This is a genomic window from Streptomyces sp. TAA486, assembly GCF_000426165.1.
Genome location: NZ_AUEV01000009.1, coordinates 294604 through 321402 on the forward strand (window position 1 = coordinate 294604; position 26799 = coordinate 321402).

A 26799-nucleotide genomic window follows, 5' to 3' on the forward strand; every position below is an offset into this window, starting at 1 on the left:
GATGAGGTCCGGTTGAGGGGGTGCCTCACCCGGACTCCGTCCGGGAGGTGCCCCCTGCGGGCGTACGAATGGTGCCCGATGTCGGGCGTCCGCGCAGACGTTTCCTACTCACGCGTAAGGGATTGGGTGCCGTTCCTCGTCACATGGGTGATGTGCATGACATGTCAGGCGCCTTGAACTTACCGTGAGTCACACCGGTCGACGACCGAACGCCGCGCAGCTCACGGCCCTGACCTGCGAGGCCCGGCAACATCGGTGCGCGGGCGGAGACCGGCCGGACGGAATCGCTCAGTGGCGGCTGGCGGGGCGCCGTCCCGGCGGCTGCTTCGGTTCGGGGCGCTGCGGCGCTCGCGCAACCTTCCGCGTGCAAGGCCGCCCGCTCTGCACCGTGAAGCGTTCGCCGTAGTGGCAGATCTCCATCGGCGTACCCTCCACGAGCGTGTACGTGGCCGTGGAGTCGCTCATCTCGACCCGCAGCCGCCGCCCCAGCATCTGGACGGTGAAGGCGAGACGGGACAGCCGTTCCGGGAGCTTCGGCGCGAACTCCAGGGTGCCGGAGGCGTGCCGCATGCCCCCGAAGCCCGCGACCAGCGCCGTCCAGGTGCCGGCGAGGGACGCGATGTGCAGGCCGTCGCGTGTGTTGTTCTCCAGGTCGAACAGGTCCATCAGGGCGGCCTCGCCCAAGTAGTCGTAGGCCAGGCGCAGATGGCCGACCTCGGCCGCCATGACGGCCTGCCAGCACGCGGAGAGCGAGGAGTCCCGCACGGTCAGCTGCTCGTAGTAATCGAAGTTGCGGGCCTTCTGCTCGTCGTCGAACTCCTCCCCGTGGCGGCACATGGCCAGCACCAGGTCGGCCTGCTTGACGACCTGCTTCCGGTACAGGTCGAAGTAGGGGAAGTGCAGCATCAGCGGGTACTCGTCGGGCCGCGTGTTCGCGAAGTCCCAGATCTGGTGCCCGGTGAAGTCGGCCGACTGCTCGTGCACGCCTAGGTCTTCGTTGTACGGGAGGACGATGGCGTCGGCCGCGTCCCTCCAGGCGGCGGTCTCCTCGAGATCGACCTTGAACGCGCGGGCCTGGTCGGGGTGGCGGTCGACGGCGTTCGCGGCCTCCCGCAGGTTCGCCCGTGCCATGAGGTTCGTGTAGATGTTGTCGTCCGCGACGGCGCTGTACTCGTCCGGGCCTGTGACCCCGTCGAAGTGGAAGCCGCCCTGGTGGTCGTGGTGGCCGAGCGAGTGCCACAGCCGGGCCGTCTCCACGAGGATCGGCACTCCTGTGTCGCGCTCGAACTCGTCGTCGCCCGTCGCGGCCACGTACCGCACCACCGCGTCGGCGATGTCGGCGTTCACGTGGAAGGCGGCGGTGCCGGCAGGCCAGTACGCCGAGCACTCCGAACCGTCGATCGTCCGCCAGGGGAACGCGGCGCCGCGCAGGCCGAGTTGCTGCGCACGTGCCCGTGCGGCGGGCAGCGTGTCGTAGCGCCAGCGCAGCGCTTCGGCCACGGACTGCGGCGAGGTGTAGGTCAGCAGTGCCAGTACGAAGGTCTCGGTGTCCCAGAAGGAATGGCCGTCGTAGCCGGAGCCGGTGAGGCCCTTGGCGGGAATGGCGCGCTGTTCGGCGCGCGCACCGGCCTGCAGAACGTGGAAGAGGCCGAAGCGCACGGCCTGCTGGATCTCCGCGTCGCCGTCGACCTCGACGTCGGAGCGCGCCCAGAAGTCGTCGAGGTAGGAGGCCTGCTGGTCGACCAGCCCGTCCCAGCCGGTGCTGCGTGCCCCGGCGAGGGCGGCGTCGACCTGGTCGCGCACCGCGGGCAGGGACCGCACGCTCGACCAGCCGTACGAGACCATCTTCTCCAGCCGCAGGGGGATGCCCGGCTGAAGCAGCGAAGTGACCGTGAGGCGGCTGACGTTGGGGCCGCTCTCACTCGAAGTACGCGTGGATTCGGGGCCGTTCACGACGTGGTCGGCGGCGGCGGCGACGCGTAGCCCGCTGCGGCGGGTGCTGTGCACCAGACGCAGCCGGTTCCCGGAGGCAAGGTGCTCCTCCGGCTCCAGCGGCGATTCGAGTGCGGCCGCGGCACGCGGATCGCCGGGAAGGTGGGGGAGCTGTTCGTTGGCGACGAGTTCCGACTGGATCACCACGCGGACCTCACCGTCCAGCGGTTCCACCTCGAACGCGACGGCGGCGATGGCGCGCTGCGTGAAGGAGACCAGTCGCGTGGAGCGCACCCGCACGGTGCTGCCGGCCGGCGAGGTCCACTCGCAGGTGCGGTGGAGCAGCCCGCTGCGCAGGTCCAGCACGCGCTCGTGGGAGCGCAGCCGCCCGTAGCGCACATCGAAGGGTTCGTCGTCGACGAGCAGACGGACGATCTTGCCGTTGGTGACGTTGATGACGGTCTGGCCCGACTCCGGGTAGCCGTAGCCCGCCTCGGCGTACGGGAGCGGGCGCAGCTCGTGGACGCCGTTGAGATAGGCGCCGGGCAGACCATGCGGTTCGCCCTCGTCGAGGTTGCCGCGCCAGCCGACGTGGCCGTTGGAGAGCGCGAAGACGGATTCGCTCTGCGGCAGCACGTCCAGGTTCAGCCCGGTCTCGCGCAGAGTCCAGGGCTCACAGGCGTACGCACGCTGGGTGATCACGCGGAGTCCTCCTGCCCGTCGTGGTCCGGAAGGCCGGCGAGGTCGGCGAGGTCCGTCACGACGACGTCAGCGCCGTGCCGGCGCAACTCCTCGGCCTGGCCGACGCGGTCGACGCCGACGACGTAACCGAAGCGTCCGTCGCGTCCGGCCTCCATACCGGCCAGGGCGTCCTCGAAGACGGCACATCCGCCGGCTTCCACGCCGAGGTCGCGGGCCGCGGCGAGGAAGGTGTCAGGTGCGGGCTTGCCGGGCAGGCCGCGCTCATCGGCGACGTTCCCGTCGATCCGTACCTCGAACAGCCCCTCGATGCCGACGGCGACGAGGACGTCGCGGCAGTTCTTGCTGGAGGAGACGACGGCGGTGTGAAGGCCGGCGTCCCGCACGGCCTTCACGTAGCGGACGGAGCCGGGGTAGGCCTGGACGCCCTCCTTGTGGATCTTCTCCAGCAGCAGGTCGTTCTTGCGGTTTCCCAGACCATGCACGCTCTCCCGGCCGGGGGGATCGTCGGGGCGACCCTCGGGCAGCTCGATGCCGCGGGAGGCGAGGAAGCCGCGCACGCCGTCGGTGCGCGGCCGTCCGTCGACGTACTTGTCGTAGTCGCCGGAGCTGAAGGGACGGAAATCCTTCCCCTCCCGGCCGCGCAGGAAGTCGTCGAACACTTCTTTCCAGGCGGCCGCGTGCACCACGGCCGTCCTGGTGAGCACGCCGTCCAGATCGAAGAGGCAGGCGCGTACGGACTGTGGCAGACCGAGGGGCATCACCGGCATCGGGTCCCCCGTCGTGGGCCCGGCATGCCTCTTACGCCCGCCCGGGCGTGTACGCGTGCTGCCGCGCCCCATGCATGCCCCTGCTGGGGCCCGGCTGACGGGGCGGGGTCGGCCCGGCTCAGCCGAGCAGCTCGATCTCCGACAGCGCCGTGGAGCCCCCGGCGGGCACGAGCCTGTAGTGCCGGTACGCGCCGGGACGTGCGACGTCGAAGACGCGGGTCTGCCTGTCCCAGGTGAACGATTCGCCGCGCCGGCGGTCCACCGCCTTCCACTTCTCGCCGTCCTCGGAGCCCTCCAGCACCCACCCCTTCGGGGCGTCCGCGCTGTCCGCCGAGGTCAGCGTGTAGGACTTCACCGGCTTGTCCCGGGAGTCCGGTTTCACCTCCATCGCGGCCTCGGAGAAGACGGCCCTGGTGGCGGAGGTGTCGTCCAGCAGCGGCCGGCTCTTCACCGGCACGGTCACGTCGCCGGGCGGCGAGGGCACCTTGTCGTCCTTGGTGATGGAGGACGGCGCGTTCTTCTCGCCGGTGCCCCACCGGGACGGCTTCGGACCCATGTCGAACTCGAGGGTGCCGCCGCGGGCCAGCAGCTTGTGGGGCAGCGAAGTGGAGTGCCACGCCTTGCCGTTGACGCGCAGCCCCTGCACGTAGATGTTGCGCTCGCTGTTGCGGGGCGCCTTCACCACCAGCTTGCGGCCGCCCTCGAGATGAACGGTCGCCTTGGTGAACAGCGGGGAGCCGACGGCGTATTCGGGGGATCCCATCACCAGCGGGTAGAAGCCGAGCGCGCTGAAGACGTACCACGCCGACATCTCGCCGTTGTCCTCGTCCCCGGGATAGCCCTGCCCGATCTCGCTGCCCAGGTAGAGGCGGGAGAGCACGTCGCGGACCTTCTCCTGGGTCTTCCAGGGCTGACCGGCCGCGTCGTAGGTGTAGGCGATGTGGTGCGAGGGCTGGTTGCTGTGCCCGTACATGCCCATGCGCACGTCGCGGGCCTCGGTCATCTCATGGATGACGTCGCCGTAGGAGCCGGCGAACTCCTTCGACGCGGTCTCGGGGGTGGAGAAGTACTTGTCGAGCTTCTTCGCCAGGCCCGCTCGTCCGCCGTACAGGTTCGCCAGGCCCCGGGTGTCCTGGGGCGCGGTGAAGGCAAAGCTCCACGCGTTGGTCTCGGTGTAGTCGTGTCCCCACACGCGTGGGTCGAACTCCCCTGGCGGCAGGCGCCAGTTGCCGTCGCCGTCCTTGCCCTGGAAGAAGCCGATCCGGTCGTCGAAGTGCTTGACGTAGTTGCGGGCGCGGCCGAGGAAGTACTCCGACTCGGCCTTGTATCGGGCCTTGTGGGTCTTGCGGTACAGGGCCTTGCCCATGCGGGCGATGCCGAAGTCGTTGAGGTATCCCTCCAGCGCCCAGGACATCCCCTCGCCCGTCGCGGTGCTGGTGTAGCCGAGGAAGGGCGAGGTGGCCATGCCCTTGCGTCCCACTCCGGAACGCGGCGGCGCGACCGTGGCGTTCTTGACCGCCGCGTCGTACGCGGCCTCCGCGTCGAACTTCACGCCCTTGCCGTAGGCGTCGGCGAAGGCCACGTCCGAACTGGTGCCGGTCATCAGGTCCGCGTAACCCGGGGACGACCAGCGCGATATCCAACCGCCGTCCTTGTACTGCTGGACGAAGCCGTCGGCCATCCGCCCCGCCAGCTTAGGCGTGAGGAAGGAGTAGGCGGGCCAGGTCGTCCGATAGGTGTCCCAGAAGCCGTTGTTGACGTACACGTCCCCGTCGACGATCTTCGAGCCCGTGTGCGTGGGGGTGTCCTCACCCGTGGGCTCCGCGAACGGGCTGGCGTAGCGCTTGCGCGAACCGACCTGCTCCGCGCCCGAGTTGGGGTACAGGTACAGGCGGTACAGGCTGGAGTAGAGCGTCGTGAGCCGGTCGCGGCTCGCACCCTCGACCTCGATGCGGCCGAGCAGGTCGTCCCACTTACCCTGCGCGCGCCGCCGCACCTCGCCGAAGGACGCGTCCGCCGGGATCTCGCGTTCCAGGTTGGCCTTCGCCTGGTCCACGCTGATGAGGGACGTGGCGATGCGCATCGTCACCGTACGGTCCGAGCCCGCCTTGAAGCGCAGATAGCCGGTGACGTCCTTGCCGCCACCGCCCTCCAGCCGGCCGCCGCCCGTGACCGACGAGTCGAAGCGTGCGTAGACGAACATGCGGCCCGCGCCGACCGACAGCTTGCTCTTGACGTCGGAGAAGCCGGTGACGGTGCCCTTGTCCTCATCGAGGGTGAGACCGCCGCGGTTGTCGACGTTGTCGAAGATGAGGTTCGCGTCGTCGCCGGGGAAGGTGAAGCGCATCATCGCGGCGTGGTCGGTCGGGGTGATCTGCGTGCGCAGCCCGCTGTCGGAGGTGACGCCGTAATAGTGCGGCCTGGCCGTCTCGTTGGCGTGATGGAAGGGCAACGCGCGGGCCTTGCGGGACGCGTCGGGCTTGCCGGACGCGGCCGACGGCATCACCTGGAAGGTCTGCCGGTCGCCCATCCAGGGGCTGGGTTCGTGACTGGCGCTGAAGGCCTGCAGGGTGGGCAGGTTGTCGTCGTTGTTCTTGCGCGCGTACTCGTAGAGCCAGTCCGTGGAGCCCGCATTGGTCACCGGGGTCCAGAAGTTGAAGCCGCCGGGGAGCGCCGTTGCGGGGAAGGTGTTGCCCCGGGAGAAGTCGCCGCTGGAGAGGGTCCCCCGAGTGGTCTCGGCATAGTCGGAGAGGTGCGCGAGGCGCTTCTCCGGTGCCTTCGTCGCGATCGAGACGTCGTCCACCCAGCCGCGGAACGAACTCGCGCCCTTGGGGGAGTCGTAGGCGACCAGGATCCGGTCGACGGTCTTGCCCGCCGCGACGGCGCCGATCCGCGACTCCCTGTTGTTCCACTGGTTCGCGTACATCGTCTTCGCGGACGCCTGGCCCTGTGGCGTCAGCGCGGTGCCGTGCTGGTCCCTCGCGCCCAGATCGCTCAGATAGGTGCCGTCGGTGAAGGCGAGGTCGAGGGAGGCGTGCGTCGCGGGGTAGTCGAGGTCGGTCTTCGGCAGCTCCGGGAAGATCTTGTAGGAGAGCGAAGTGCGGGCCCCGACACGGACGTCGACGTCGAAGACGCGGTTGTAGGAGTAGCCCTGGCCGCTCGCCGTGTGCTCGCCCGCGTAGCGCAGGGAGTGTCCGCCGCTGAAGCCCGCGCCGTTCTTCGAGGTGGGGCTCTTTTCAGGGCCGGTGCCGGTGTGGCTGCTCATGCCGGGCGTGCCGGGAGCGGAGTCGCGGTGGACCCCACGGGTCTTCTTCTCCCCGTCGGGCGTGGTCTCGACGCTGTCCTTCCAGTCGGGCGCGGGGTCGTCCGCTTCGAAGGAGGAGCTGAACGAGCCCCCGGGGCCGCCCGGTGCGTGGGGCTGCCCGGGCGGACTCGCCGAGGCGGCGCCCTGCCCCGTCATCACCAGCAGCGCCGTCACCACCAGGGCGGCGCAGGCTCTGCCGGGCCCGCCGGGTCTCCGGGATCTCGTCCGTCTGCCGGGGCCGCCTCGTCCGCTGCGTGCCTGAACCTGACGCACGTGACCGCTCCCCGGAATGTTGACATCGTTGTCCGCTGGTGACACAGGGAACCAGTAATGTCCGTGCGCACGGTGATGTCAAGGGTGCGCTTGGTCACGGTTGGTGCCTGGCCGGCCGGTCATGGATGGAATCCGGACGGCCCGGCCGGAAGGCTGCACGGCCGGGCCGTCCGGAAGTTCAGAGCCAGCCGCGCTTGCTCGCGATGCACGCGGCGTCGAAGCGGTTCCTGCCGCCCAGCTTCTTGATCGCGCTGGAGGTCACATTCCGCACGGTGCCGGGAGAGAGGAACAGTTCCGCGGCAATTTCCCTCACCGGGGCTCCGCCCGCGGTGAGCCGTAGTACCTCTTTTTCTCTGGTGCTGAGTGATCTGCCGCCGCACGCAGGTTGGCGGATAAGAGCCGTATCGATCGGGCCACCGGCATGCTGGGGCGGTCCGCCACCAGGATTGGCAGGGGTGCCGGTATTGCTCGCCACGAGTCCCCGTATGGCATTCACCAGATGCGGCAGGGCCGCGTCGTCCGGTACGACGCTCAGTAATCCCGGCGCCGCCGCCTCCTGCCTCTTGGCGGGGGAGCCCGGCGTGCTGCCGATGACGGCGATCCGGCACCGCGGGACGGCCGCCCGCAATTCATCCGTCAGGCAACGTCCGTTGCGTGCCGTCGTGTTGGAGCCCAGCACAGTCACTGTGGGAAGTTTCCGCAGAACGGCGGGAACTATTTCCTCGCGGTTGTTCACTGTCGCCACGACTTCGAAATCCTGGACAAGATTGAGTGTCGTCGCGATGGCTTCCGAGTAAAGACGTCTCTCGTCGCCGATCACAATACGAGTCTGCATTTCGACAAAGCCCCCGCTTCGGCTTCAAAGGTCATGCCCCAACGGCCGTAGAGTTCCATGCGTCAACCGCCGTGGTCAATGGCCTCTGAGTCCATCAACTGCCCGAGTGGGGCGTGCTTCTGCATGTATGACCGATTTGGAAAAGACATTTTGAGGCGCGTTTGAGGTTTCACTTGTCAATACCACTGAAACCTGTGAAAGCCGATGAAGCCCGCATTGTGAAGATCGAAGAAACGGGAAGGGCCGCAGACCCTCATTCCCCTCGGCAGCGCCCTCAATCCGATTCGGGCAGGGCGGGTCCCGGGGCAGGTCGGTAAGGCCCCGGCGCGGCCCTCGTGGGCGCCTGGGGGCTCGGTGAGGCGCCGGAGCAGGCGTCGGTCCGGGCGAGGGGCGCGTCCGTCGTGCGGGCACGCGGCATGCCCGCGGCACCGGTTCGGGCGATGGTTCGAGTCCCGGTGCGATGGCGGGCGCGGGCCGGTGCGGCAGCGAACTGTCAGCGCGCCGCGGCTTCATGGCCGGATCCGGCCGTGGATTTCCCCTCGGAGCTCGGGGATCCCTGCTCCTGCGACGGCTTCTGCCTGCGCAGGAACAGGAAAAGCACGGGCACCGTGTAGAGCACCCACACACACGCCTGGACGACGGTTGGATCAGGCTGGAAGTTGACGGTGCCCTTCAGCAGGATGCCGTACCAACTGTCCACGGGAACCGCGGAGCTGACGTCGAAAGCCTTGTTCTCCAGGCCGCCGAGGAACCGCGCCTCCTGAAGGTCGTGCACCCCGTAGGCGAGGACGCCCGCGGCCACGATGATGAGCAGCCCGCCCGTCCACGTGAAGAACCGGGCCAGGTTGATCCTCAGGGCTCCCCGGTAGAACAGCCAGCCCATGACGATCGCGGTGAGGATGCCCAACAGCGCACCCACCAGGGGCCGTACGCCGTCGTCGGCGGCGTCCACCGACCTCCACACGAACAGGGACGTCTCGATGCCCTCGCGGCCGACGGCGAGGAACGCCGTCACCACCAGCGCGCCCCTGCCCATGGCGAGAGCCGCGTCGAGCCGGCCCTCGAGTTCAGCCTTCAGATGGCGGGCGGTTCGCCGCATCCAGAAGACCATCCACGTCACCAGGGCCACCGCGGCGATGGACAGCGAGCCGCCGATCGCCTCCTGAGCGGTGAACGTCAGCTCCTGCGTGCCGAATTGAAGCCCCGCACCGAAGGCCAGGCTCACTCCGACGGCGATTCCCACGCCGGCCCAGACGGGCGCCAGCTTGGCACGGTTGTCCGTCTTCACGAGGTACGCGACGAGGATGCACACGACGAGGCTGGCCTCCAGCCCCTCGCGCAGGCCGATCAAGTAGTTGCCGAACACGCCGGGTTCCTTCCGGGTACGAGGTCAGGAGAAGAGCTGCCGGGCCCACCAGTCGCCGGAGTCGCGGACACCGGGCGGCACCGCGAACACGGCTGAACCCACGTGCTGGATGTACTCGTTGAGTTCCGTGTCGTCGCGGGCGAGGTGCCGCTGCAGCGGAACGAAGCCCTCGCGCACATCGCGCTGGTAGGCGAGGAAGAACAGTCCCGCCTCCAGACGGCCCAGCCCGTCCGTGCCGTCGGTGAAGTTGTAGCCGCGGCGCAGGATGCGGATGCCGTCGTTGGTCTCCGGGTGCGCCAGCCTCACGTGCGAGACGGGGGCCATCGCCGACAGCTTCACCGGGTCGCGTTCGCGCCGGCGGCCCGCCGGAGCACCCTCGCCCTTGCTGCGGCCGATGATCATCTCCTGCTCGGCCAGCGGAGTACGGTCCCAGATCTCGATGTTCATGCGGATGCGGCGCGCCACGAGATAGGAGCCGCCCGCCATCCACGCGGTGCCGTCCTTCTTCCCCGCCCACACATGACGCTTCAGCGCCGCGGCGTCGTCGCCGGAGATGTTGCGGGTGCCGTCCTTGAAGCCGAAGAGGTTGCGCGGCGTCTGGGCGGAGGGCGTCGTCGAGGAGGTCTTGCCGAAGCCGAGCTGCGACCAGCGCACCGACACCTTGCCGAAGCCGATGCGCGCCAGATTGCGGATCGCGTGCACCGCGACCTGAGGGTCGTCCGCACACGCCTGCACGCACAGGTCGCCGTCGCTGCGCTTCTCGTCCAGGGCGTCGCCGGGGAAGTGAGGCAGGTCGGGCAGGGCGGCCGGCCGCCGCTTCTTGATGCCGAAGCGGTCCTCGCCCTTGTCGTTCTCGAAGAGGGACGGGCCGATGCCGAAGGTGAGCGTGAGCCGGGACGGCTTGAGCCCCAGGGCCTCGCCGGTGTCGTCGGGCGGCGCCTCGGACGGGCCGCCGACGGCGCCTGTGCCCACGGTGTCGCCCGCCGTCATGCGGGCCGCCGCACGCGTCCACTTCTGAAGCAGGTCCATCAGCGCGGCACGGTCGTCCGTGAGGACGTCGAAGGCGGCGAAGTGGAGCCGGTCCTGCACGGGCGTGGCGATGCCGGCCTGGTGCTCGCCGTGGAAGGGCACGGCACCGGCGGAGTCCGCGGCGACGGACTCGGCGTCGCTCCCGTACTCCAGCGCCGCCGTCGTGCCTCCCGCCGTGGCCGCACCGAGGGCCAGGCCCGCGCCGCCCCAGCCGAGGAGCGCGCGGCGCCCGGGGTGGGCCTTGCGCGGCTCCTCGCCGCCGGAGCCCGCCGCATCGCCGGGCCGTTCCCCGGAGTCCGGTGCGGCCTTGTTGTTCCCGGAGTCCGGTGCGGGCTTCCCGTCCTCGGAGTGTTCTGCTTCCGCTGTCACTGTCTTCCCCTCACGACGCGACGGCGGCGGCGAGCCGCGAGAGCGGTTCGGCGAGTGCGTTCACGCCGTCCGAGAGCTTCTTGCGCTCGCTCTTGCCGACCTTGTCGTACGAGACGAACCCGTCGCCGTCGCGGTGCTCGTCCAGCAGCTTCCCGATGGCGGCGAACTGCTTGTCCAGGTCCTTGGCCAGCTGCGGGTCCTTCTTGGCGGTCACCGGCTTGAGCAGTTCGTACGCCTTCTCGGCGCCGTCGACGTTGGCCTCGAAGTCGACCAGGTCCGTGTGGCTGTAGCGCTCTTCCTCACCGGTGACCTTGCCGGTGGCCACCTCGTCGAGGAGCTCCTTGGCGCCGTTGGCCATGCTGGTGGGGGTGATCTCGGACTTGCCGACGCGGTCCCGCCACTCCTTCAGGTCCTTCATCAGGCGGCCGGCGAGCTTCTTGTCGTGCCCCGAGATCTTCTTCTTCTCCCAGAGCGACCTCTCGAGCTTGTGCCAGCCCGTCCACTTCTGGCCCTCCTCCAGGCCGTCCTCGCGCACGTCGACCTTCGGGTCGATGTCGCCGAACGACTCCGCGACGGGCTCGGTGCGCTCCCAGCCCACACGGGAGACCGCGTACTCCTTCTTGGCCGCCTCGACGTCCCCGTCCTCGACGGCGTCGGCGAACTTCTGCGCGGCCGGAATCGTTTCGTCGGCCTGCTTCTGCACGTAGGTGCGGTACGAGGCGACGGCGGCGTCCAGCTTCGGATCACGCTCGGCAGCCGCTCCCTTGCCGCTGGCGGTGACCTTCTGGCGGATGCCGTCACCCTTCATGCCGGGCTTGCAGGCGATCTCGTACTTGCCCGCCTTGACCTCGGTGGTGATCTCGGCCTTGGTGCCGGGGCCGATGTTCTCCCGCTCGGTGACGATGCGGTCGCCGGGGGCGTAGACGTAGACCTCGGTGACCTTGGAGCCCTTGTTCTCCACGTGGAGCTTCAGGTGCCCGGCGGGGAACTCGTCGTCGGAGACCTTGCATGCCGAGTCGTCCGCGGTGACCCGCACCCCGCCGTCCCCGCCGGCCTTCGACTTCTCCGCGCAGCCGGTCAGAGCTGCGGCGGCCAGCAGCGGAACGGCCGCTCCGGCTATGAGAGTTCGGCTTCGGGCGGAGGCGGACATGTGGACTCCCGGTGGACTGACGGATCGGGCGGGCGGATGGTCACCGTGCGCTGCAGGGCACCAGTTAAGCAAGGCTTACCTAAGTCGGGAAGATAGCAGGGGCGGCGCGAGGGTGCGGGGCGGGGTCGTACGTGGAACGGACCCCGCGGAATGGCGGGCCGGAGGCACCTGGGCTCTAGTGAGGAGGAGAGCCCGTGCAGAGGAGGCCCGATGAGAAGCGGCGTCAGAAGGGCGGCGACCGTCGCCTCCGCCGCGTCGCTGCTCCTCCTGGGCAGCGCCTGCGGTAACGGCGGTGACGGCGGTTCGGGAGCCTCCGAGTCGCCGAGCGAGCACGGAGAGAGCTCCACGAACGCCAAGACGGTGGACGCCCGTTCGGACGGCGGCCTCGGGAAGTACCTGACCGGTGGTCAGCACAAGACCCTCTACCTGTTCGAGAAGGACAAGAGCCCAAAGTCGACGTGCTCGGGCGCCTGCGCGCAGGCGTGGCCGCCGATGATCGTCAAGAGCCGGCCGGTCGCGGGGGAGGGCGGCGTGAAGAAGGACCTCCTCGGCACGTCCAAGCGCGGCGACGGCAAGACGCAGGTCACCTACGAGGGCCGCCCGCTGTACTACTACCAGGGCGACCAGAAGGCGGGGCAGGCCAACGGCCAGGGGCTCGATCAGTTCGGGGCCAAGTGGTACGTGCTCGGCACCGACGGAAAGGCCATCAAGAAGAAGGCCAAGAACGGCGGTGGTGGCGGCGGCTACTGACCACAGGCGCCCCGCGCGCGCCTCGCACCGTTTCCTGCGGGCCCTCGCCAGAGTGCTGGCCGCGGCCGGTCTCGCCGTGAACGCATATGTGCACGCGCACCTCGCGCCCACGTTCGACGGCGTCGCCGCGTCCGTCAGCCAGGGCGACCTCTTCCGTCTCGAGGCCGCACTCGGAGCGCTGGCGGCGCTGCTGGTACTCGTGTGGCGGCGGCTGCCGGCGGACTTCTTCGCCTTCGTCGTGGCCGCCGGCGGGCTTGCCCTGCTGCTGATCTACCAGTACGTCGACGTGGGAGAGTTCGGCCCGTTCCCCGACATGTACGACCCGTCGTGGAGCGGGAACAAGTCGGTCGCGCTCGTCTCCCAGGCGGTGGCCGTACTCGCCACCGCGGTGCTCATGCTCACCACGAAGCGCCGACGGCGTCCCGGTGCCCGGGACCGGTCCATGGAGTCCGGCGGATTCACCGGATGATGTCCTCGATCATGATCGGCATCTTCCGGATGCGGCGGCCCGTGGCGTGGTGAATGGCGTTGGCGATGGCGGCGTTCGCTCCGACCTGCCCGATCTCGCCGACGCCCTTAACGCCGAGCGGATTGACGATCCGGTCCTCGACCTCGACGAGTTCGACCGTGACGTCGGGCGCGTCGGCGTTCACCGGAACCAGGTACTCGCCCAGGCTGTTGCAGACCCAGCGGCCCGTGCCGGGATCCATGCGGTTGAACTCCAGGAGCGCCTGCCCCAGGCCCCAGAGCATCCCGCCCATGAGCTGGCTGTGCACCGTACGCGCGTTGAGCACACGGCCCGGCGCGAAGGCACCGGTCATGCGCCTCACCCGTACCAGGCCCAGCTCGGGATCGACGGCCACCTCCGCGAACTGCGCGCCGAAGGTGAGCATGGCGTACGGGGTGTCCATGCCCGGCGGGTTCCACGTGCCCGGAGCCTCGGCGTCGGGTCGGAGGGTGCGCCGCAGCAGGTCCGCGTACTGCTCGGAGGACGTGCCCGCGCTCATGGTCCCGTCCCGCACGACGACGCTTGCCGGGTCCGCGCCGTGCAGCGGTGAACCGCTGTCGGCGACGGCCTCGCCGATGAGCTGCTCGCGCAGAGCCGTCGCGGCGGCGTGGACCGCGGCGCTGATCATCCCGGCGCCCGCCGAACCGACAGCGGAGGCCATGCCGGGGAAGTCGGTGTCGCCCTTCTCGAACCGGCAGCGCTCCACGGGGACTCCGAGGACGTCTGCGGCGACCTGCGCCATCACGGTCGCCACCCCGGTCCCGAACTCGGGGGTCGCGCCCTGCACCACGACGCTGCCGTCGGCGTAGATGCGCGCCCTGGCACGCTGCGGGGTACCGGGCGGCGGAGCCGGATAGCCCGCCGCTGCCACGCCCGTGCCGATCAGCCAGTTGCCCTCACGCCGCGAACCCGGCGCCGGGTCGCGGTCGTGCCAGCCGAAGCTCGCGGCCCCGCGCTCGTAACACTCCTTCAGACCGTTGCTCGACCAGGGGTTCCCCGAGACCGGGTCCGCGTCGGCGAAGTTGCGCAGCCTCAGCTCGATCGGGTCGATGCCGGCACTCGCGGCGAGTTCGTCCATGGCGCACTCGAGGGCGAACATGCCGGTGGAGTCGCCGGGGCCGCGCATGAAGGTGGGGGTCATGGTGTTGGCGCGGATGAGCCGGTAGACGCCCTCGTAGTTGGGACAGGCGTACATCTGTGCCGCCGAGTTGAGGGACGGCTCGGCCCAGTCGTCGAAGTGCGAGGTGGGGGAGAGCTTGTGATGGCGCAGCGCGGTCAGCCGGCCGTCGTTCGTCGCCCCGAGGGTGATGCGCTGCTCCTGCTCCTCGCGGTGGCCGCAGGCGGTGAACATCTGCTCGCGCGTGAGAGCCAGCTTCACGGGACGGCCCACCTCTCGTGCCGCCAGCGCTGCGAGTGCGGGGTGGTGCCAGACCATGGCCTTCGAGCCGAAGCTGCCGCCGACGAACTGGCTGAGAACGCGGATCTTCGAGAGCGGGATCCCGAGGAGGGCGGCCACCGTGAGCTGGGTGGCGTTGACGCCCTGGGTGCCGTCGTACAGGAGCAGCTCGTCGCCGTCCCAGATCGCCGTGGTGCCCGAAGCCTCCAGCGGATTGTGGCTGTTGGCGGCGTAGTCGAACGTCGCCTCCACCACGATGTCCGCCTTCTCGATCCCCTCCTCGATGTCGCCCCGCGCGCTGCGGCCGGGAAGGAAGCCCCCGAAGATCTTCTCGGCCTCGTACGCCTGGTCCCGGCCCCGGTCGATGGTGGTGAGCGGCTCGGACGCCTCGTACTCGACGCGCAGCAGCGACGCCGCGTGCTGGGCGCGTTCGTGGGTGTCGGCGACGACGAGGGCGACGGGCTGGCCCCCGTAGTGCACGACGTCGTCCTGCATCGGGAAGAACGTCTCGCCGGGTGCCGGGCCGCCGAAGAGGGAGGGGACGAGCGGAGGCTGGCTGGCGATCCGCGGCAGGTTCTCGTGGGTGAGCACCGCGAGGACACCGGGCTCCTCCCGGGCGTCCGAGGAGTCGACCGACCTGACGCGGCCGCTGGCGATGCGTGCTCCGACGAGGCAGGCGTGGGCCATGCGGGTGGCCGGGATCTCGGTCGAGTAGCGCGCGGAGCCGGTGACCTTCTGGCGGCCGTCGACCCGTTCGAGCGGCGCTCCGATCGCCGTGGTCATGAGGTTCTCCCGTTCGCCGTGAGGGTTTCCAGGACGCGTACGATCACGCGCTGCGCCAGCTCGGTCTTGAAGGCGTTGTGGGCGGTGGTCCGGGCGTCGGCCAGCTCCATGCGTGCCGCCTCGGCGAAGCTGTCCCTGCCGGCGGGCGCCCCCAGCAGGACGCCTTCGGCGCGGTGGGCGCGCCAGGGCTTGGTCGCCACGCCGCCCAGTGCCAGGCGTACGTCCGCGATCGTGCCGTCCACCAGGGACAGCGCGCAGGCGGCGGAGACCAGCGCGAACTCGTAGCTCTCGCGGTCGCGGACCTTCAGATACACCGAGCGGCGGCCGATCGGCGCGGACGGCACCTCGATCGCGGTGATCAGCTCGCCGTGCTCCAGGGGGTGTTCGCGGTGCGGGGTGTGTCCCGGCGTCAGGAAGAAGTCGTCGACGCCGTAGGCCTGTTCGCCGCTGGTGCCCCGGGTGTGCACGCGCGCGTCGAGGGCGGCGAGTGCCACAGCGACGTCGGACGGGTGAGTGGCGATGCACTGGTCGCTCGTGCCGAGCACGGCATGACCGCGGCTGAAGCCCTCGATGGCGGAGCATCCGGTGCCGGGCTCCCGCCTGTTGCAGGCCGAGACGGCGTCGCGGTAGTAGGGGCAGCGCACCCGCTGCAGCAGGTTGCCGCCCATGGAGGCCATGTTGCGCAGCTGCGGCGAGGCTCCCGCCTCCAGCGCCTCGGCGATGACCGGATACCTCTCCCGTACGAGGGGGGAGGCGGCCACCTCGCTCATGCGGGCGAGGGCGCCGATGCGCAGCCCGCCGTCGGGTGCCTCCTCGATGCCGGTGAGCGGCAGGTCGTTGATGTCGACGAGCCTGCGGGGTGTGAGCACGTTCTGCCGGAGGAGGTCGACCTCGGTGGTGCCGCCGGCGAGGAACTCGCTCGTGGGGTCGGTGCTGACGGCCGTGATCGCGCCGGCGGCGTCGGCGGCGCGGGAGTAGGTGATGAGCCGCACGGGACGTACTCCGTTTCTCGGGTCTCAGGACTCGTCGCGGACGGCGCGGACCGCGGCCCGGATGTGGGGGTAGGCGGCGCAGCGGCACAGGTTGCCGCTCATCCATTCCTTGATCTCGTCGTCGCCGGTGTGGCCCTCGGCGGTCAGTGCCACGGCGGACATGATCTGGCCGGAGGTGCAGTAGCCGCACTGGAAGGCGTCCTCGGCAATGAACGCCTTCTGCATGGGGTGCAGTTCACCGTTCGGTCCGGCCAGGCCCTCGATGGTGGTGACCTCGCGGCCCTCGCAGGAGAGCGCGAGAGTGAGGCACGCCAGCACGCGGCGCCCGTCCACCCAGACGGTGCACGCGCCGCATGCGCCCTGGTCGCAGCCCTTCTTGGAGCCCGTCATATCGAGGTGCTCGCGTAGCGCGTCGAGCAGGCTGACCCTCGGTTCGATCTCCAGCGGACGCTCGGCCCCGTTGACCGACAGCGTCACCGGCACCGGCCCGGGGCCGCGTTCTCCGAGACCCGGACCGCGCTCGGTGATCGAGGGGCCGCGTACGGACATGTGCACCTCCGGGAGGGCTCTGACGAATACCACCGCGAGGGGCACATACTAGGGCAATACTGCTCAAATCAGACTGCGTTGCGACCCGTGGGACGCATTACAGGGGAAGCCGGTGACAGGGACGAGCGACGGCGCGACGCCTCGACAGAAGGCGGTGACAGTGGTCTTCAGCTGGGAAGTCGCTCCCGGGAAGCACGCGGAGTTCGAGCGGTGGGCCCACGGGATCGAGGCCGTTGCCGCGGCCTTCCCAGGCCAGCAGGGAGTCACTTGGCTCAAGCCCGAGGGTGACAGCACGCGCTACCACGCCGTCGTGCGGTTCGCGGACACCGCGAGCCTTCAGCAGTGGATGGAGTCGCCCGAGAGAGCCGAATGGCAGGACCGGGTGCAAGACCTCGCCCGGGACGTCGGGCCGCAGACCGCGACGACCGGGCTGGAGGCCTGGTTCGACGTCCCCCGTCTCGTGGCGCGGCCGCCCGCCCGCTGGAAGATGTCGCTGACCACCATCCTCGGCGTGTATCCGTTCGCCCTGCTCTACGACGCCGTCTTCGCCGAGTACTTCCGGGAGTGGCCGCTGTCGGCGAGCACGATGGTCTTCCCCCTCTTCCTTGCCCCGCTGCTCACCTACGCCGTCATGCCCGGACTCAGCCGGGTGCTGCGGCGCTGGCTCTACCCGGGGTCCTGAAGCCGGGGCCGGGGTAGGGGCGCTCAGCCGCCCGTGAGCCGCTGGAGCTTCACGGCGGTGGCCCGCAGCAGTTCGAGATGGGCGCGGGCCTGCTCGTCGTCGCAGCGGAACGAGGGCATCGAGACCGACATGGCGGCAACGGCCTCTCCGCCGGGGCCGAGCACCGGCACCGCCACGCACCGGCAGCCCTCGACGTACTCCTCGTGGTCCTCGGCGTATCCGGCCTCGCGGACGGAGTTCAGAACGTCCATCAGTTCGTCGACGTCCGTCACGGTGCGGCCGGTGAGCCGGGGGAGCTCCGCCGCGGTCAGCCGGCGCCGGGCCTCCTCGGGGGAGAGGCCGGCCAGCAGCATCTTGCCCACGCCGGTGGCGTGCGCGTGCAGCCGGGAGCCGACGTGGGAGACGAGCTTCATCGGCCGGGGCGAGTGGGCGATGGCGATGTAGACGTTGTGGACGCCTTCCAGGCGGGCCAGTTGGACGGTCTCGCCGCTCTCCGTCGCCAACTCCTCCATGAGCGGGCGGGCGTGCCGTTCGAGGTCGCCGTGGCCGGAGTACGCCTGGCTGAGCCGCCAGGCGCTCAGGCCCAGGCCGTAGCGCCTCGTCTCCTCGTCGAACTCCAGGTAGTTGCGGGCGGCGAGCGTCGCCAGCAGCCCGTGTGCGCTGGAGCGGGGAAGGCCGAGGCCGGATGTGACGTCGGTGAAGCGGATGGGGCCGCGGTCGGCGACGAGGTCGAGGATCGCCAGCACCCTGTCGGCGGATTTCACCGCGCTCGTCTGGTCGGCCATGGAATCCCCCTCGGGTCTTGACAGCGCGGGACGCCGTCACGTCACATGAAACTGTTCTTGGATGAGAACCGTAGTTCATGTAGGAGAACTTTCTCAAGAGCCGGAGAGCAGCGATGACAGAGACCCGGGCCACCGGTGAGCCTGAGGTGGCCTCAGCAGTGGCCAAAGCGATGCGCCGCCTCGTGCCGTTCCTGCTGCTGATGTACGTGCTGGCCTTCCTGGACCGCGTCAACATCGGCTTCGCCCAGGAGTCGTTCCAGGCGGACACCGGGCTCGGCGACGCCGCCTACGCCTTCGGCGCCGGCGTCTTCTTCCTCGGCTATGTGCTGCTGGAAGTACCGAGCAACCTGCTGCTGCGGCGCTTCGGCGCGCGGAGGTGGATGGCCCGCATCATGATCAGCTGGGGCCTGGTCTCGGCAGCGCTGATGTTCGCGCACACGGCTCCCGTCTTCTACGGGCTGCGCTTCCTGCTCGGCGTCGCCGAAGCGGGCTTCTTCCCCGGAGTGATCTACTACCTGACCCTCTGGGTGCCCGCGGCCCACCGGGCCAGGGCGATGGCGCTGTTCTACTTCGGCGCCCCGCTCGCGTTCATCTTCGGCAGCCCTCTGTCCGGGCTGCTGCTGGAGATGGACGGCATCAGCGAACTGCACGGCTGGCAGTGGCTCTTCCTCGTACAGGGCCTGGCCACCGTCGTCGTCGGGCTGATCGCGCTGCGCGTCCTTCCCGACTCGCCCGGATCCGCACGCTGGTTGACGCCCACGGAGAAAGCAGCCCTCACAACTGCGGTCGCGGCGGAGGACGGCGAGAAGGAGGAGAGCAGCGTGCTGCGGGCGCTGCGCAGCGGCCGGGTGCTGTACCTGTCGCTGATCTACTTCGTCATCCAGGTCTCCGTCTACGGTGTGACGTTCTTCCTGCCCACCCAGGTCGGTGAACTGCTCGGCACGACCGTCGGGTTCGAGGTCAGCCTCGTGACGGCGGTCCCCTGGGTGTGCGCCATCGTCGGCTCCGTCGTCGCCGGCCGCGTCAGCGACCGCACCGGGCGGCGCCTGCCGGTGGCCGCCTGCTGCCTGATCGCGGGCGCTGCCGGTATCTCCGGATCGGCGTTGGCCGGGTCCCCGGCGCCGGCGCTGGTCGCGCTGTGTGTGGCGGCGGCCGGATTCATCGCCGTGCAGCCCGTGTTCTGGACCCAGCCCACCGCGTTCCTCACCGGCGCCGCGGCAGCGGGCGGCATCGCACTCGTCAACTCACTGGGTTCGATCGGCGGGTTCGTCGCTCCGAACGTCAAGACCTGGGCGGACGGGGTGGCCGGTTCCCCCAGCGCCGGGCTCCACGTCATCGCCGGATTCACCCTGTTCGGTGCCGTGCTGATCGCGGGACTCGGCGCATGGCAGCGCGGCACCCCGGAGCCCGCGGCGAACCGGCCCGGTGAACGGCTCGTGGAGACCGAGAAGGAAAGCAGGATCCGCTGATGCGCGCGCTCGTGATGAAGGACCACTGGCAACTCGAGGTCGAGGAGCTTCCCGAACCCCGCGCCGCCGAGGGCGAGGTGGCGATGTCCGTTCTCGCCACCGGCATCTGCGGTTCCGACATCCACGGCTTCACCGGTGAGAACGGCCGCCGGTTCCCGGGCCAGGTGATGGGACACGAGACGGTCGGACGGATCACGCAGCTCGGCGACGGCGCGGACCGGGCGAGGAGTCTGGCCGGCCAGGAGGAGCTCGCCGTCGGGCAGCTGGTGACCGTCAACCCCGTGATCTCCTGCGGCAGTTGCGAGGCCTGCCACGCCGGGGCGCAACAGCTCTGCCCGTCCCGCCGTGTCATCGGCGTCGACCCGGCGCTGCGGTCGGCCTTCGCCGAGACGATGACCGTTCCCGCCGCGAACGTCGTCGTACTGCCGGAAGGCATACCGCCGGAGTACGGCGCACTCGTGGAACCCCTCGCCGTCGGCCACCACGCGGCCGTACGCGGCGGGTGCGGCCCCGACGATCTGGTCCTCGTCATCGGCGGCGGTCCCATCGGGCAGGCGGCAGCGCTGGGAGCCCTGCGGCTCGGGGCGCGGCGCGTGGTCGTGAGCGAACCGCACGCCGGGCGGCGCGTCCTCCTGGAGAAGCTGGGTCTGCAGTCCGTCGATCCCCGGGACGGTGAACTGGAGCCGCGCGTACTGGAGTTGCTGGGAGGGCGGCCCACCCTGGCCCTGGACGCGGTCGGCGCGGAGGAGACCGCCGGTCAGGCCCTCGGCGTCACGGCGCTCGGCGCCAGGATCGTCCTGGTGGGCATGCACGCGCCGCGGATGGCGCTTCCGGCGTACTCCCTGAGCACCCAGGAACGCTCGCTCATCGGCAGCTTCTGCTACACGGCGGACGAGTTCACCCGCACTGCCCTGTGGGTGGCCGGGACGGAAACCGATCTGTCCGTCCTCATCGAGGGGCGGGTGGACCTGTCCGGCGCGGCACGCAGCTTCACGGCCCTGGCGCGGGGCGAGGACCAGGCGAGCAAGGTGCTGGTCCACCCGCGCGGAGTGCCCGCATCCACCACCACCGAGGAGGTCTCCCAGTGAGCACCCGTACCCCGCGCATCCGTCATCTGCGCGCCTTCACCGTCGACGCGCAGGGCGGAGCCGACTACCACGACCAGCCGGCCGGCCACTGGATCGACGACCACATCGCCACCCCGATGTCCGTCTACCCGGAGTACCGGCAGAGCCGCCAGAGCTTCGGGATCGATGTCCTGGGCTCGCTCGTCGTCGAGGCCGAGGCGGACGACGGGACCGTCGGGTTCGCCGTGACCACCGGAGGTGAACCCGCCGCCTGGATCATCGAGAACCACCTGGCCCGCTTCGTCGAAGGCGCACCCGCCCGTGACCTGGAGCGGATCTGGGACCAGATGTTCCGGTCCACCCTCTTCTACGGCCGGAAGGGCCTGGTTCTCAACGCCATCAGCGGAGTCGACCTCGCGCTGTGGGACCTCCTCGGGAAGCTCCGCGAGCAGCCTGTCTGCGAAATGCTCGGGGGGCCCGTCCGCGACGAGCAGGTCTTCTACGCAACGACTGCGCGCCCCGACCTGGCGGAGGGCATGGGCTTCATCGGGGGCAAGCTGCCGCTGCGGCACGGCCCCGCCGAGGGCGAGGAGGGGCTGCGCGCCAACGTCGAGGTGATGCGCTCCATGCGCGAGAGGGTCAGCGACGACTTCTTCCTCGCCTGCGACTGCTGGATGTCGATGGACGTCCCGTACGCCACCCGTCTCGGCCACCGGCTGGACGGACTCGGAGTGCGCTGGATCGAGGAGGCCCTGCCACCGGACGACTACTGGGGCTACGCCGAACTGCGGCGCAACCTGCCGCCGGGGATGCTCACTTCGACAGGTGAGCATGAGGCGGGGCGGCTCGGCTTCCGGATGCTGCTGGAGATGGGATGCGCCGACATCCTCCAGCCCGACGTCGGGTGGTGCGGCGGGCTCACCGAGCTGCTGAAGATCTCGGCGCTCGCGGACGCGCACGGAAAGCTGGTCGTGCCGCACGGATCGAGCGTGTACTCGTACCACTTCGTGATCACGCGCCACAACAGCCCGTTCGCCGAGTTCCTGATGATGGCTCCGCAGGCGGACGAGGTCGTGCCCATGTTCAGCCCGCTCCTGCTGGACGAGCCCGTACCGGTCGGCGGACGGCTGACGCTGCCCGACACCCCCGGGTTCGGGGTGCGTCTCAACCCCGAGTGCGCGCTGCGGCGGCCCTTCCAGCACTGACACTCCTTCACGGTGTGCCGGGGCGGCACGTGAGTGCACGCCGCTCCGACCGAACGACCGAGCGACCGAACGACCGAGCGACCGAATGACCGAGCAAGGAACGTAGATCTTCATGCGTCTGATCCGCCTGGGAGAACCCGGCGCCGAGCGCCCCGCCGTTCTCGACGACGACGACCGGGCCTTCGACCTGACACCGCTCACCCGCGACATCGACGGCAGCTTTCTCGCGGGGGACGGCATCGCCAGGGCCCGTGCGGCCCTCGCCGCGGGGGAGCTGCCCGCACTCGAGACCGCCGGGCTGCGCATGGGCGCACCGGTGGCCCGCCCGGGCGCCGTCCTGTGCATCGGCCAGAACTACGCGGCGCACGCTGCCGAATCGGGCGATGCGCCGCCGCAGCAGCCCGTCGTCTTCTTCAAGACCCCGAACACGGTGGTCGGCCCGTACGACGACGTGCTGATCCCCCGCGGGGCGGAGAAGACCGACTGGGAGGTGGAGCTCGCCGTCGTCATCGGCCGCCGGGCCCGTTACCTCGACTCGCCGGAGGAGGCGCTGGCGCACGTCGCCGGGTACGCGGTCTCCAACGACGTCTCCGAACGCGCCTTCCAGATCGAGGAGTCCGGAGGTCAGTGGTCCAAGGGCAAATGCTGCGAGACCTTCAACCCACTGGGTCCGTGGCTGGTGCCGGCCGACGACGTGGGCGACCCGCAGCGGCTCGGGCTGCGGTCCTTCGTGAACGGTGAGCCCCGGCAGGACTCCTCGACCGCGGACATGATCTTCTCCGTCGCCTTCCTGGTGCACCACCTGAGCCAGTACCTGGTGCTGGAGCCCGGCGACGTCGTCAACACCGGCACCCCGCAGGGTGTCGCCCTCTCGGGGCGCCATCCCTACCTGGCGCCCGGGGACGTGATGGAGCTGGAGATCGACGGACTGGGGGCCCAGCGGCAGGAGCTCGGCACGGCGTGAACGGATGTGCGGCCGGCCCGGACATCCGGCTCCGGTACGTGACCCTGGTGTGACGCAGAGGCGCGCGGGGGAGAAACCCCGGGCGCGGGAGATCGCGCTCGGCGCCGACGGAAGGCCGGTACATGGGGGACGAGTGCACGGTCGGCACCGGGGATCGCGGGGCCGGCCCCGTCGATCCCGGTGACCTGAGGATGGACCGGCCGCACATCGCTCGCGTCTACGACTACTACCTGGGCGGCAAGACCAACTACGAGGTGGACCGCGAGGCCGGTGACCAGGTGATGGCGGTCTGGCCCGGCGTGCGCATCTGCGCCCGTACCAACAGGGCGTTCATGCACCGCGCGGCCCGCGTGCTCTGCGCGGAACTGGGACTCGACCAGTTCCTCGACATCGGTACGGGCATACCGTCCGAGCCGAATCTCCATCAGATCGTCCAGGGCCAGAACCCGCGGGCCCGCGTCGTGTACGTCGACAACGACCCGCTCGTGCTCGCACACGCCCGCGCTCTGATGAGTTCGCCGGACGGGCGCACGGCCTGTCTGGAGGGCGATCTCACCGATCCCGACTCCATCCTGCGGTCGCCGGAGCTCGGGCGGGTCCTGGACATGACGCGCCCGGTCGCGCTGAGCGTGCTGGCGCTGCTGCACTTCGTACCGGACGCCCAGGACGCGCACGGGATCGTGCGGCGTTTCGCCGCTGCGCTGCCGTCCGGTTCGGCCCTCGTCCTCACCCACGGCACGAGCGACTTCGCGCCCCTGGAGACCGGCCGGGCCGGGCAGGTCTACACGCAGCGCGTGGCACGGGCGCAGACACGCGGCCGGGAGGAGTTCGCCCGCTTCTTCGACGGCCTGGAACTCCTCGAGCCGGGCATCGTGGTGCCGCACCGCTGGCGTCCGTACCGGCAGGCGGGGGCCTGCATCGGCGGCGACCAGGACGTCTCGGACGCCGAGGTCGGGCTGTGGGCGGGGCTGGCGCTCAAACCCTGAGCGGAGCCGGGGCAGGCACACCTGGCGCCCGGTGCCCCCGACCGGCTCAGCTCCACGGGCCCCTGGCGCCGGGTGCCCGTAGGTTCGCGGCAGAGGGCCATCCGCGACCGCTGCCCGGGAGGCGCTGACACATGTCGCTGCACAAGGGCCGTATCGCTGACCGCACCGGCGACGGGACCGGCGACGGGAAGCGGACCCGTGCGGAACCCCGCGCGGTCTCCGTCAACCCCTTCTACGGCGCGGCCGACCCCGTCAGCGGAATGACCACGGAGCCGCCCCGCCACCGGCTGCCCGACGAACCCATGGCACCCGAGGCTGCCCGTCAGCTCGTGCACGACGAGCTGATGCTGGACGGCAACTCCCGCCTGAACCTGGCGACTTTCGTCACGACGTGGATGGAGCCGCAGGCAGGCGAGCTGATGGCCCTGTGCCGCGACAAGAACATGGTCGACAAGGACGAGTATCCGCGCACGGCCGAGCTGGAGCGGCGCTGCGTGGCGATGCTCGCCGCCCTGTGGAACGCCCCGGATCCGTCCGCGGCCGTCGGATGCTCGACGACCGGCTCCAGCGAGGCGTGCATGCTCACCGGCATGGCTCTCAAGCGCCGCTGGGCCCGGCGCGCCGGTGACCGCTATCCCGCCTCCGCCAGGCCGAACCTGGTGATGGGCTCCAACGTGCAGGTGTGCTGGGAGAAGTTCTGCAACTTCTGGGAGGTGGAGGCCCGTCAGGTCCCCATGGAGGGCGAGCGGTTCCACCTCGACCCGGAGGCGGCGGCGCGGCTGTGCGACGAGAACACCATCGGGGTCGTGGCCGTCCTCGGCTCCACCTTCGACGGGTCGTACGAGCCGGTCGCCGAGCTGTGCCGGGCGCTCGACGCCCTCCAGGAGCGGACCGGCACCGACGTACCCGTGCATGTGGACGGCGCGTCCGGCGCGATGATCGCGCCCTTCCTCGACCCCGAACTGCTCTGGGACTTCCGGCTTCCGCGGGTCGCCTCGATCAACACCTCCGGTCACAAGTACGGCCTCGTCTACCCCGGTGTCGGCTGGGCCCTGTGGCGCTCGCAGGAGGCGCTGCCGGAGGACCTGGTCTTCCGCGTGAACTACCTGGGCGGCGACATGCCGACCTTCGCGCTGAACTTCTCCCGGCCCGGTGCGCAGGTCGCCGCGCAGTACTACACGTTCCTGCGGCTGGGGCACGGCGGCTTCACCGCCGTACAGCAGAACGCCCGCGACGTGGCCCGGTCGCTGGCGGTCCGCATCGGGGAGACGGGCGACTTCCGGATGCTGACCCACGGCGACCAGCTCCCGGTCTTCGCCTTCACGACGGTGCCGGAGGTGAGGAGCTACGACGTCTTCGACGTCTCCCGTCGGCTGCGTGAGCGGGGCTGGCTGGTGCCCGCCTACACCTTCCCGCCGAACCGGGAGGACCTGTCCGTGCTGCGGATCGTGTGCCGCAACGGCTTCACGGCGGACCTCTCCGACCTGTTCCTCGACGACCTGACGGAGCTGCTGCCCGAACTGCGAAGCCAGGGCGGCCCGTTGGGACGCCCGCCCTCCGAGGCGACGGCCTTCCACCACTGAGCGCGAGCCGGGCGAGGGCCGGGCGTCGCGCGGGCGGCGGCCAGCGCCGGGACGGGACGTCCGGTCACCGGCAGTGCCGGCGCACTGACATCGCGTGCGGAGCCCCTGACATCGCGGTGGCGGCATCGACGCCGCACGGCCCCGCGAGGACGCAGGCCACCGGGAGCGCACGGCGTGAACCGCGCCGAAGGGGTACCCGGCGGCACGAGGCACCGAGGAGCCGCGCTCGGCTCGTGCGGAAGGAGAGCGAGGACATGGCCCGCCCGATATGGAGCGGAGTGATCACCTTCGGTCTGGTGACCGTTCCGGTGCAGCTGTTCGCCGCTGTGGAGGATCACGCGGTCCACTTCCATCAGCTTCAGCGCGGTACCGGCGACCGCGTGCGCAACCGGCGCGTGAACGAGCGAACGGGCAAGCGCGTCGACTACGAGGAGATCGTCAAGGGCTACGACGTGGGCGACGGCGAGTACGTCGTCGTCGAGCCGGAGGAGCTGGAGGAGATCGCACCCGGCAGGTCGCAGGTGATCGAGGTCAGCGGCTTCGTCGACCTGGAAGAGGTGGAGCCGGCCTTCTTCAGCCGCACGTACTACCTGGCGCCGAGGAGCGACGAGTACTCCAAGGTCTACCGGCTGCTGCGCACCGCCCTCGCCGAATCGGGAAAGGCCGGAGTCGCCACCTTCGTGATGCATGCCAGGGAGTACCTCGTCGCGCTGCGCGCCGGCGACGACGCGCTCGAGCTGCACACCCTGCACTGGGCCGACGAAGTGCGCGACCCGGAGGGGGAACTCCCCAGGCTGCCCGGGCGGGAGCCGGCCGGGAGCAAGGAGCTGGACAGCGCGAGGCAGCTCATCGACGCCATGGCGGTCGACTGGCGCCCCGAGGACTACGAGGACAGCTACGAGAAGAAGGTGCGCCGGCTCGTCGACGCCAAGCGCGACGGCAAGGAGGTCGTCGCCGAGCAGGAGCCTCCCCAGGGCACCAACGTGGTCGACCTGGAGGACGCCCTGCGCCGCAGCGTCGACCAGGCCGGCTCGCGGAAGGGATCGGGCAAGGGCCCGCAGAAGGAGTCCCGCCCGGCGGGGCGCTCCCGGCGGCGGACGGGTTCGGGCGCCGACGGCGGGCGGGGGCTGTCCGAGCTGAGCAAGCGGGACCTGTACGAGCGCGCTACCGACCAGGGCATCCAGGGCCGCACGCGGATGAACCGGCAGCAGCTCATCCAGGCCCTCAGCGGCAGGCGGTCCGGGAAGGCATCCTGACCCGCACGGTGCACCGACCGCTCGGTCCGAGATGCACCTTTCGTCACTCGATGCGAAGCTCTGGGGAGAACCCGCCGTGCGTCTGCCGGGGGGAGGA

The 26799-nt window shown here is 70.2% G+C and carries 21 protein-coding genes; 10 read left to right on the forward strand and 11 right to left on the reverse strand.

Annotated features, from left to right (window positions below; all coding sequences use genetic code 11):
- Nucleotides 1–288: 288 nt before the first annotated feature.
- From I004_RS0115815 to efeO, 7 genes are all read right to left on the reverse strand, one after another.
- Nucleotides 289–2634, reverse strand: coding sequence for a glycosyl hydrolase family 65 domain-containing protein (locus I004_RS0115815; protein ID WP_028436302.1), 2346 nt, complete (start codon nucleotides 2632–2634; stop codon nucleotides 289–291).
- Nucleotides 2631–3395: a beta-phosphoglucomutase family hydrolase gene (locus tag I004_RS34175; RefSeq protein ID WP_106965361.1), complete on the reverse strand. Its 765-nt coding sequence runs from the start codon at nucleotides 3393–3395 to the stop codon at nucleotides 2631–2633. Before I004_RS34175 ends, I004_RS0115815 begins: the two co-directional genes overlap by 4 nt.
- Before the next feature lie 124 nt (nucleotides 3396–3519).
- Nucleotides 3520–6861 (reverse strand): GH92 family glycosyl hydrolase, encoded by a 3342-nt coding sequence (locus I004_RS0115825; RefSeq protein WP_037976461.1) that lies wholly within the window; start codon nucleotides 6859–6861, stop codon nucleotides 3520–3522.
- A 295-nt stretch (nucleotides 6862–7156) separates the two neighbouring features.
- Nucleotides 7157–7798, reverse strand: coding sequence for a response regulator transcription factor (locus I004_RS38210; RefSeq protein WP_486580013.1), 642 nt, complete (start codon nucleotides 7796–7798; stop codon nucleotides 7157–7159).
- A gap of 508 nt (nucleotides 7799–8306) precedes the next feature.
- The gene (efeU, locus tag I004_RS34185; protein ID WP_037976339.1) at nucleotides 8307–9179 is read right to left on the reverse strand and encodes an iron uptake transporter permease EfeU; all 873 of its coding nucleotides are present in this window, start codon (nucleotides 9177–9179) and stop codon (nucleotides 8307–8309) included.
- Nucleotides 9180–9203: 24 nt separating this feature from the next.
- The gene (gene efeB, locus I004_RS34190; protein WP_078511259.1) at nucleotides 9204–10577 is read right to left on the reverse strand and encodes an iron uptake transporter deferrochelatase/peroxidase subunit; all 1374 of its coding nucleotides are present in this window, start codon (nucleotides 10575–10577) and stop codon (nucleotides 9204–9206) included.
- A 10-nt stretch (nucleotides 10578–10587) separates the two neighbouring features.
- Nucleotides 10588–11727, reverse strand: a complete 1140-nt coding sequence (gene efeO / locus I004_RS0115845; protein WP_051345065.1) for an iron uptake system protein EfeO — start codon at nucleotides 11725–11727, stop codon at nucleotides 10588–10590.
- Nucleotides 11728–11937: 210 nt separating this feature from the next.
- Here efeO and I004_RS0115850 point away from each other — a divergent pair, with 210 nt between their 5' ends.
- Together I004_RS0115850 and I004_RS34195 are read left to right on the forward strand one after the other, a co-directional pair.
- Entirely contained in the window at nucleotides 11938–12477 is a 540-nt protein-coding gene (locus I004_RS0115850; protein ID WP_028436305.1) for a hypothetical protein, read from the forward strand.
- Nucleotides 12461–12946, forward strand: coding sequence for a hypothetical protein (locus I004_RS34195; RefSeq protein WP_486580014.1), 486 nt, complete (start codon nucleotides 12461–12463; stop codon nucleotides 12944–12946). Before I004_RS0115850 ends, I004_RS34195 begins: the two co-directional genes overlap by 17 nt.
- On the opposite strand, the gene I004_RS0115860 is transcribed toward I004_RS34195, so the two are convergent.
- The 3 genes from I004_RS0115860 to I004_RS0115870 are packed head-to-tail and all read right to left on the reverse strand — an operon-like array spanning nucleotide 12936 to nucleotide 16705.
- Nucleotides 12936–15164, reverse strand: a complete 2229-nt coding sequence (locus I004_RS0115860; RefSeq protein ID WP_028436306.1) for a xanthine dehydrogenase family protein molybdopterin-binding subunit — start codon at nucleotides 15162–15164, stop codon at nucleotides 12936–12938. The two genes, I004_RS34195 and I004_RS0115860, sit on opposite strands and share 11 nt — an antisense overlap.
- A complete protein-coding gene (locus I004_RS0115865) occupies nucleotides 15161–16156 on the reverse strand; it encodes an FAD binding domain-containing protein (RefSeq protein ID WP_028436307.1) in 996 nt (331 codons plus the stop codon). Before I004_RS0115865 ends, I004_RS0115860 begins: the two co-directional genes overlap by 4 nt.
- Nucleotides 16157–16180: 24 nt before the next feature.
- Nucleotides 16181–16705, reverse strand: coding sequence for a (2Fe-2S)-binding protein (locus tag I004_RS0115870; protein ID WP_028436308.1), 525 nt, complete (start codon nucleotides 16703–16705; stop codon nucleotides 16181–16183).
- A gap of 112 nt (nucleotides 16706–16817) precedes the next feature.
- On the opposite strand from I004_RS0115870, the gene I004_RS0115875 reads away from it, so the two are divergent.
- The gene (locus tag I004_RS0115875; protein WP_028436309.1) at nucleotides 16818–17387 is read left to right on the forward strand and encodes an antibiotic biosynthesis monooxygenase; all 570 of its coding nucleotides are present in this window, start codon (nucleotides 16818–16820) and stop codon (nucleotides 17385–17387) included.
- 23 nt (nucleotides 17388–17410) lie between these two features.
- On the opposite strand, the gene I004_RS0115880 is transcribed toward I004_RS0115875, so the two are convergent.
- Nucleotides 17411–18172, reverse strand: coding sequence for an IclR family transcriptional regulator (locus tag I004_RS0115880; protein ID WP_028436310.1), 762 nt, complete (start codon nucleotides 18170–18172; stop codon nucleotides 17411–17413).
- A 113-nt stretch (nucleotides 18173–18285) separates the two neighbouring features.
- On the opposite strand from I004_RS0115880, the gene I004_RS34200 reads away from it, so the two are divergent.
- The 7 genes from I004_RS34200 (at nucleotide 18286) to ku (ending at nucleotide 26702) form a co-directional block, all read left to right on the forward strand.
- Nucleotides 18286–19641, forward strand: a complete 1356-nt coding sequence (locus I004_RS34200; protein ID WP_051345067.1) for an MFS transporter — start codon at nucleotides 18286–18288, stop codon at nucleotides 19639–19641.
- Nucleotides 19641–20729, forward strand: a complete 1089-nt coding sequence (locus I004_RS0115890; RefSeq protein WP_028436311.1) for an alcohol dehydrogenase catalytic domain-containing protein — start codon at nucleotides 19641–19643, stop codon at nucleotides 20727–20729. The genes I004_RS34200 and I004_RS0115890 overlap by 1 nt, the downstream gene beginning before the upstream one ends.
- Nucleotides 20726–21913: an L-rhamnonate dehydratase gene (gene rhmD / locus I004_RS0115895; protein ID WP_028436312.1), complete on the forward strand. Its 1188-nt coding sequence runs from the start codon at nucleotides 20726–20728 to the stop codon at nucleotides 21911–21913. The genes I004_RS0115890 and rhmD overlap by 4 nt, the downstream gene beginning before the upstream one ends.
- Nucleotides 21914–22025: 112 nt before the next feature.
- A complete protein-coding gene (locus I004_RS0115900; RefSeq protein WP_028436313.1) occupies nucleotides 22026–22877 on the forward strand; it encodes a fumarylacetoacetate hydrolase family protein in 852 nt (283 codons plus the stop codon).
- Nucleotides 22878–22999: 122 nt separating this feature from the next.
- Nucleotides 23000–23863 carry an SAM-dependent methyltransferase gene (locus tag I004_RS0115905; protein WP_078511261.1) on the forward strand — a complete coding sequence of 288 codons (864 nt, stop codon included), beginning with the start codon at nucleotides 23000–23002 and terminating at the stop codon, nucleotides 23861–23863.
- A gap of 131 nt (nucleotides 23864–23994) precedes the next feature.
- The gene (gene gad / locus I004_RS0115910; protein ID WP_028436315.1) at nucleotides 23995–25446 is read left to right on the forward strand and encodes a glutamate decarboxylase; all 1452 of its coding nucleotides are present in this window, start codon (nucleotides 23995–23997) and stop codon (nucleotides 25444–25446) included.
- A gap of 254 nt (nucleotides 25447–25700) precedes the next feature.
- Complete coding sequence (ku, locus tag I004_RS0115915) at nucleotides 25701–26702, forward strand: non-homologous end joining protein Ku (protein ID WP_028436316.1); 1002 nt, start codon at nucleotides 25701–25703, stop codon at nucleotides 26700–26702.
- Nucleotides 26703–26799: the final 97 nt, after the last annotated feature.

What these genes read in the sequence shown, in the direction of transcription:
- I004_RS0115825 (WP_037976461.1), bottom strand. Translation starts at nt 6,861, where the DNA reads ATGACGGGGCAGGGCGCCGCCTCGGCGAGTCCGCCCGGGCAGCCCCAC.
- efeO (WP_051345065.1), bottom strand. Translation starts at nt 11,727, where the DNA reads ATGTCCGCCTCCGCCCGAAGCCGAACTCTCATAGCCGGAGCGGCCGTT.
- I004_RS0115850 (WP_028436305.1), top strand. Translation starts at nt 11,938, where the DNA reads ATGAGAAGCGGCGTCAGAAGGGCGGCGACCGTCGCCTCCGCCGCGTCG.
- I004_RS0115860 (WP_028436306.1), bottom strand. Translation starts at nt 15,164, where the DNA reads ATGACCACGGCGATCGGAGCGCCGCTCGAACGGGTCGACGGCCGCCAG.
- I004_RS0115870 (WP_028436308.1), bottom strand. Translation starts at nt 16,705, where the DNA reads ATGTCCGTACGCGGCCCCTCGATCACCGAGCGCGGTCCGGGTCTCGGA.
- I004_RS0115880 (WP_028436310.1), bottom strand. Translation starts at nt 18,172, where the DNA reads ATGGCCGACCAGACGAGCGCGGTGAAATCCGCCGACAGGGTGCTGGCG.
- I004_RS34200 (WP_051345067.1), top strand. Translation starts at nt 18,286, where the DNA reads ATGACAGAGACCCGGGCCACCGGTGAGCCTGAGGTGGCCTCAGCAGTG.
- I004_RS0115890 (WP_028436311.1), top strand. Translation starts at nt 19,641, where the DNA reads ATGCGCGCGCTCGTGATGAAGGACCACTGGCAACTCGAGGTCGAGGAG.
- I004_RS0115900 (WP_028436313.1), top strand. Translation starts at nt 22,026, where the DNA reads ATGCGTCTGATCCGCCTGGGAGAACCCGGCGCCGAGCGCCCCGCCGTT.
- I004_RS0115905 (WP_078511261.1), top strand. Translation starts at nt 23,000, where the DNA reads ATGGGGGACGAGTGCACGGTCGGCACCGGGGATCGCGGGGCCGGCCCC.
- gad (WP_028436315.1), top strand. Translation starts at nt 23,995, where the DNA reads ATGTCGCTGCACAAGGGCCGTATCGCTGACCGCACCGGCGACGGGACC.
- ku (WP_028436316.1), top strand. Translation starts at nt 25,701, where the DNA reads ATGGCCCGCCCGATATGGAGCGGAGTGATCACCTTCGGTCTGGTGACC.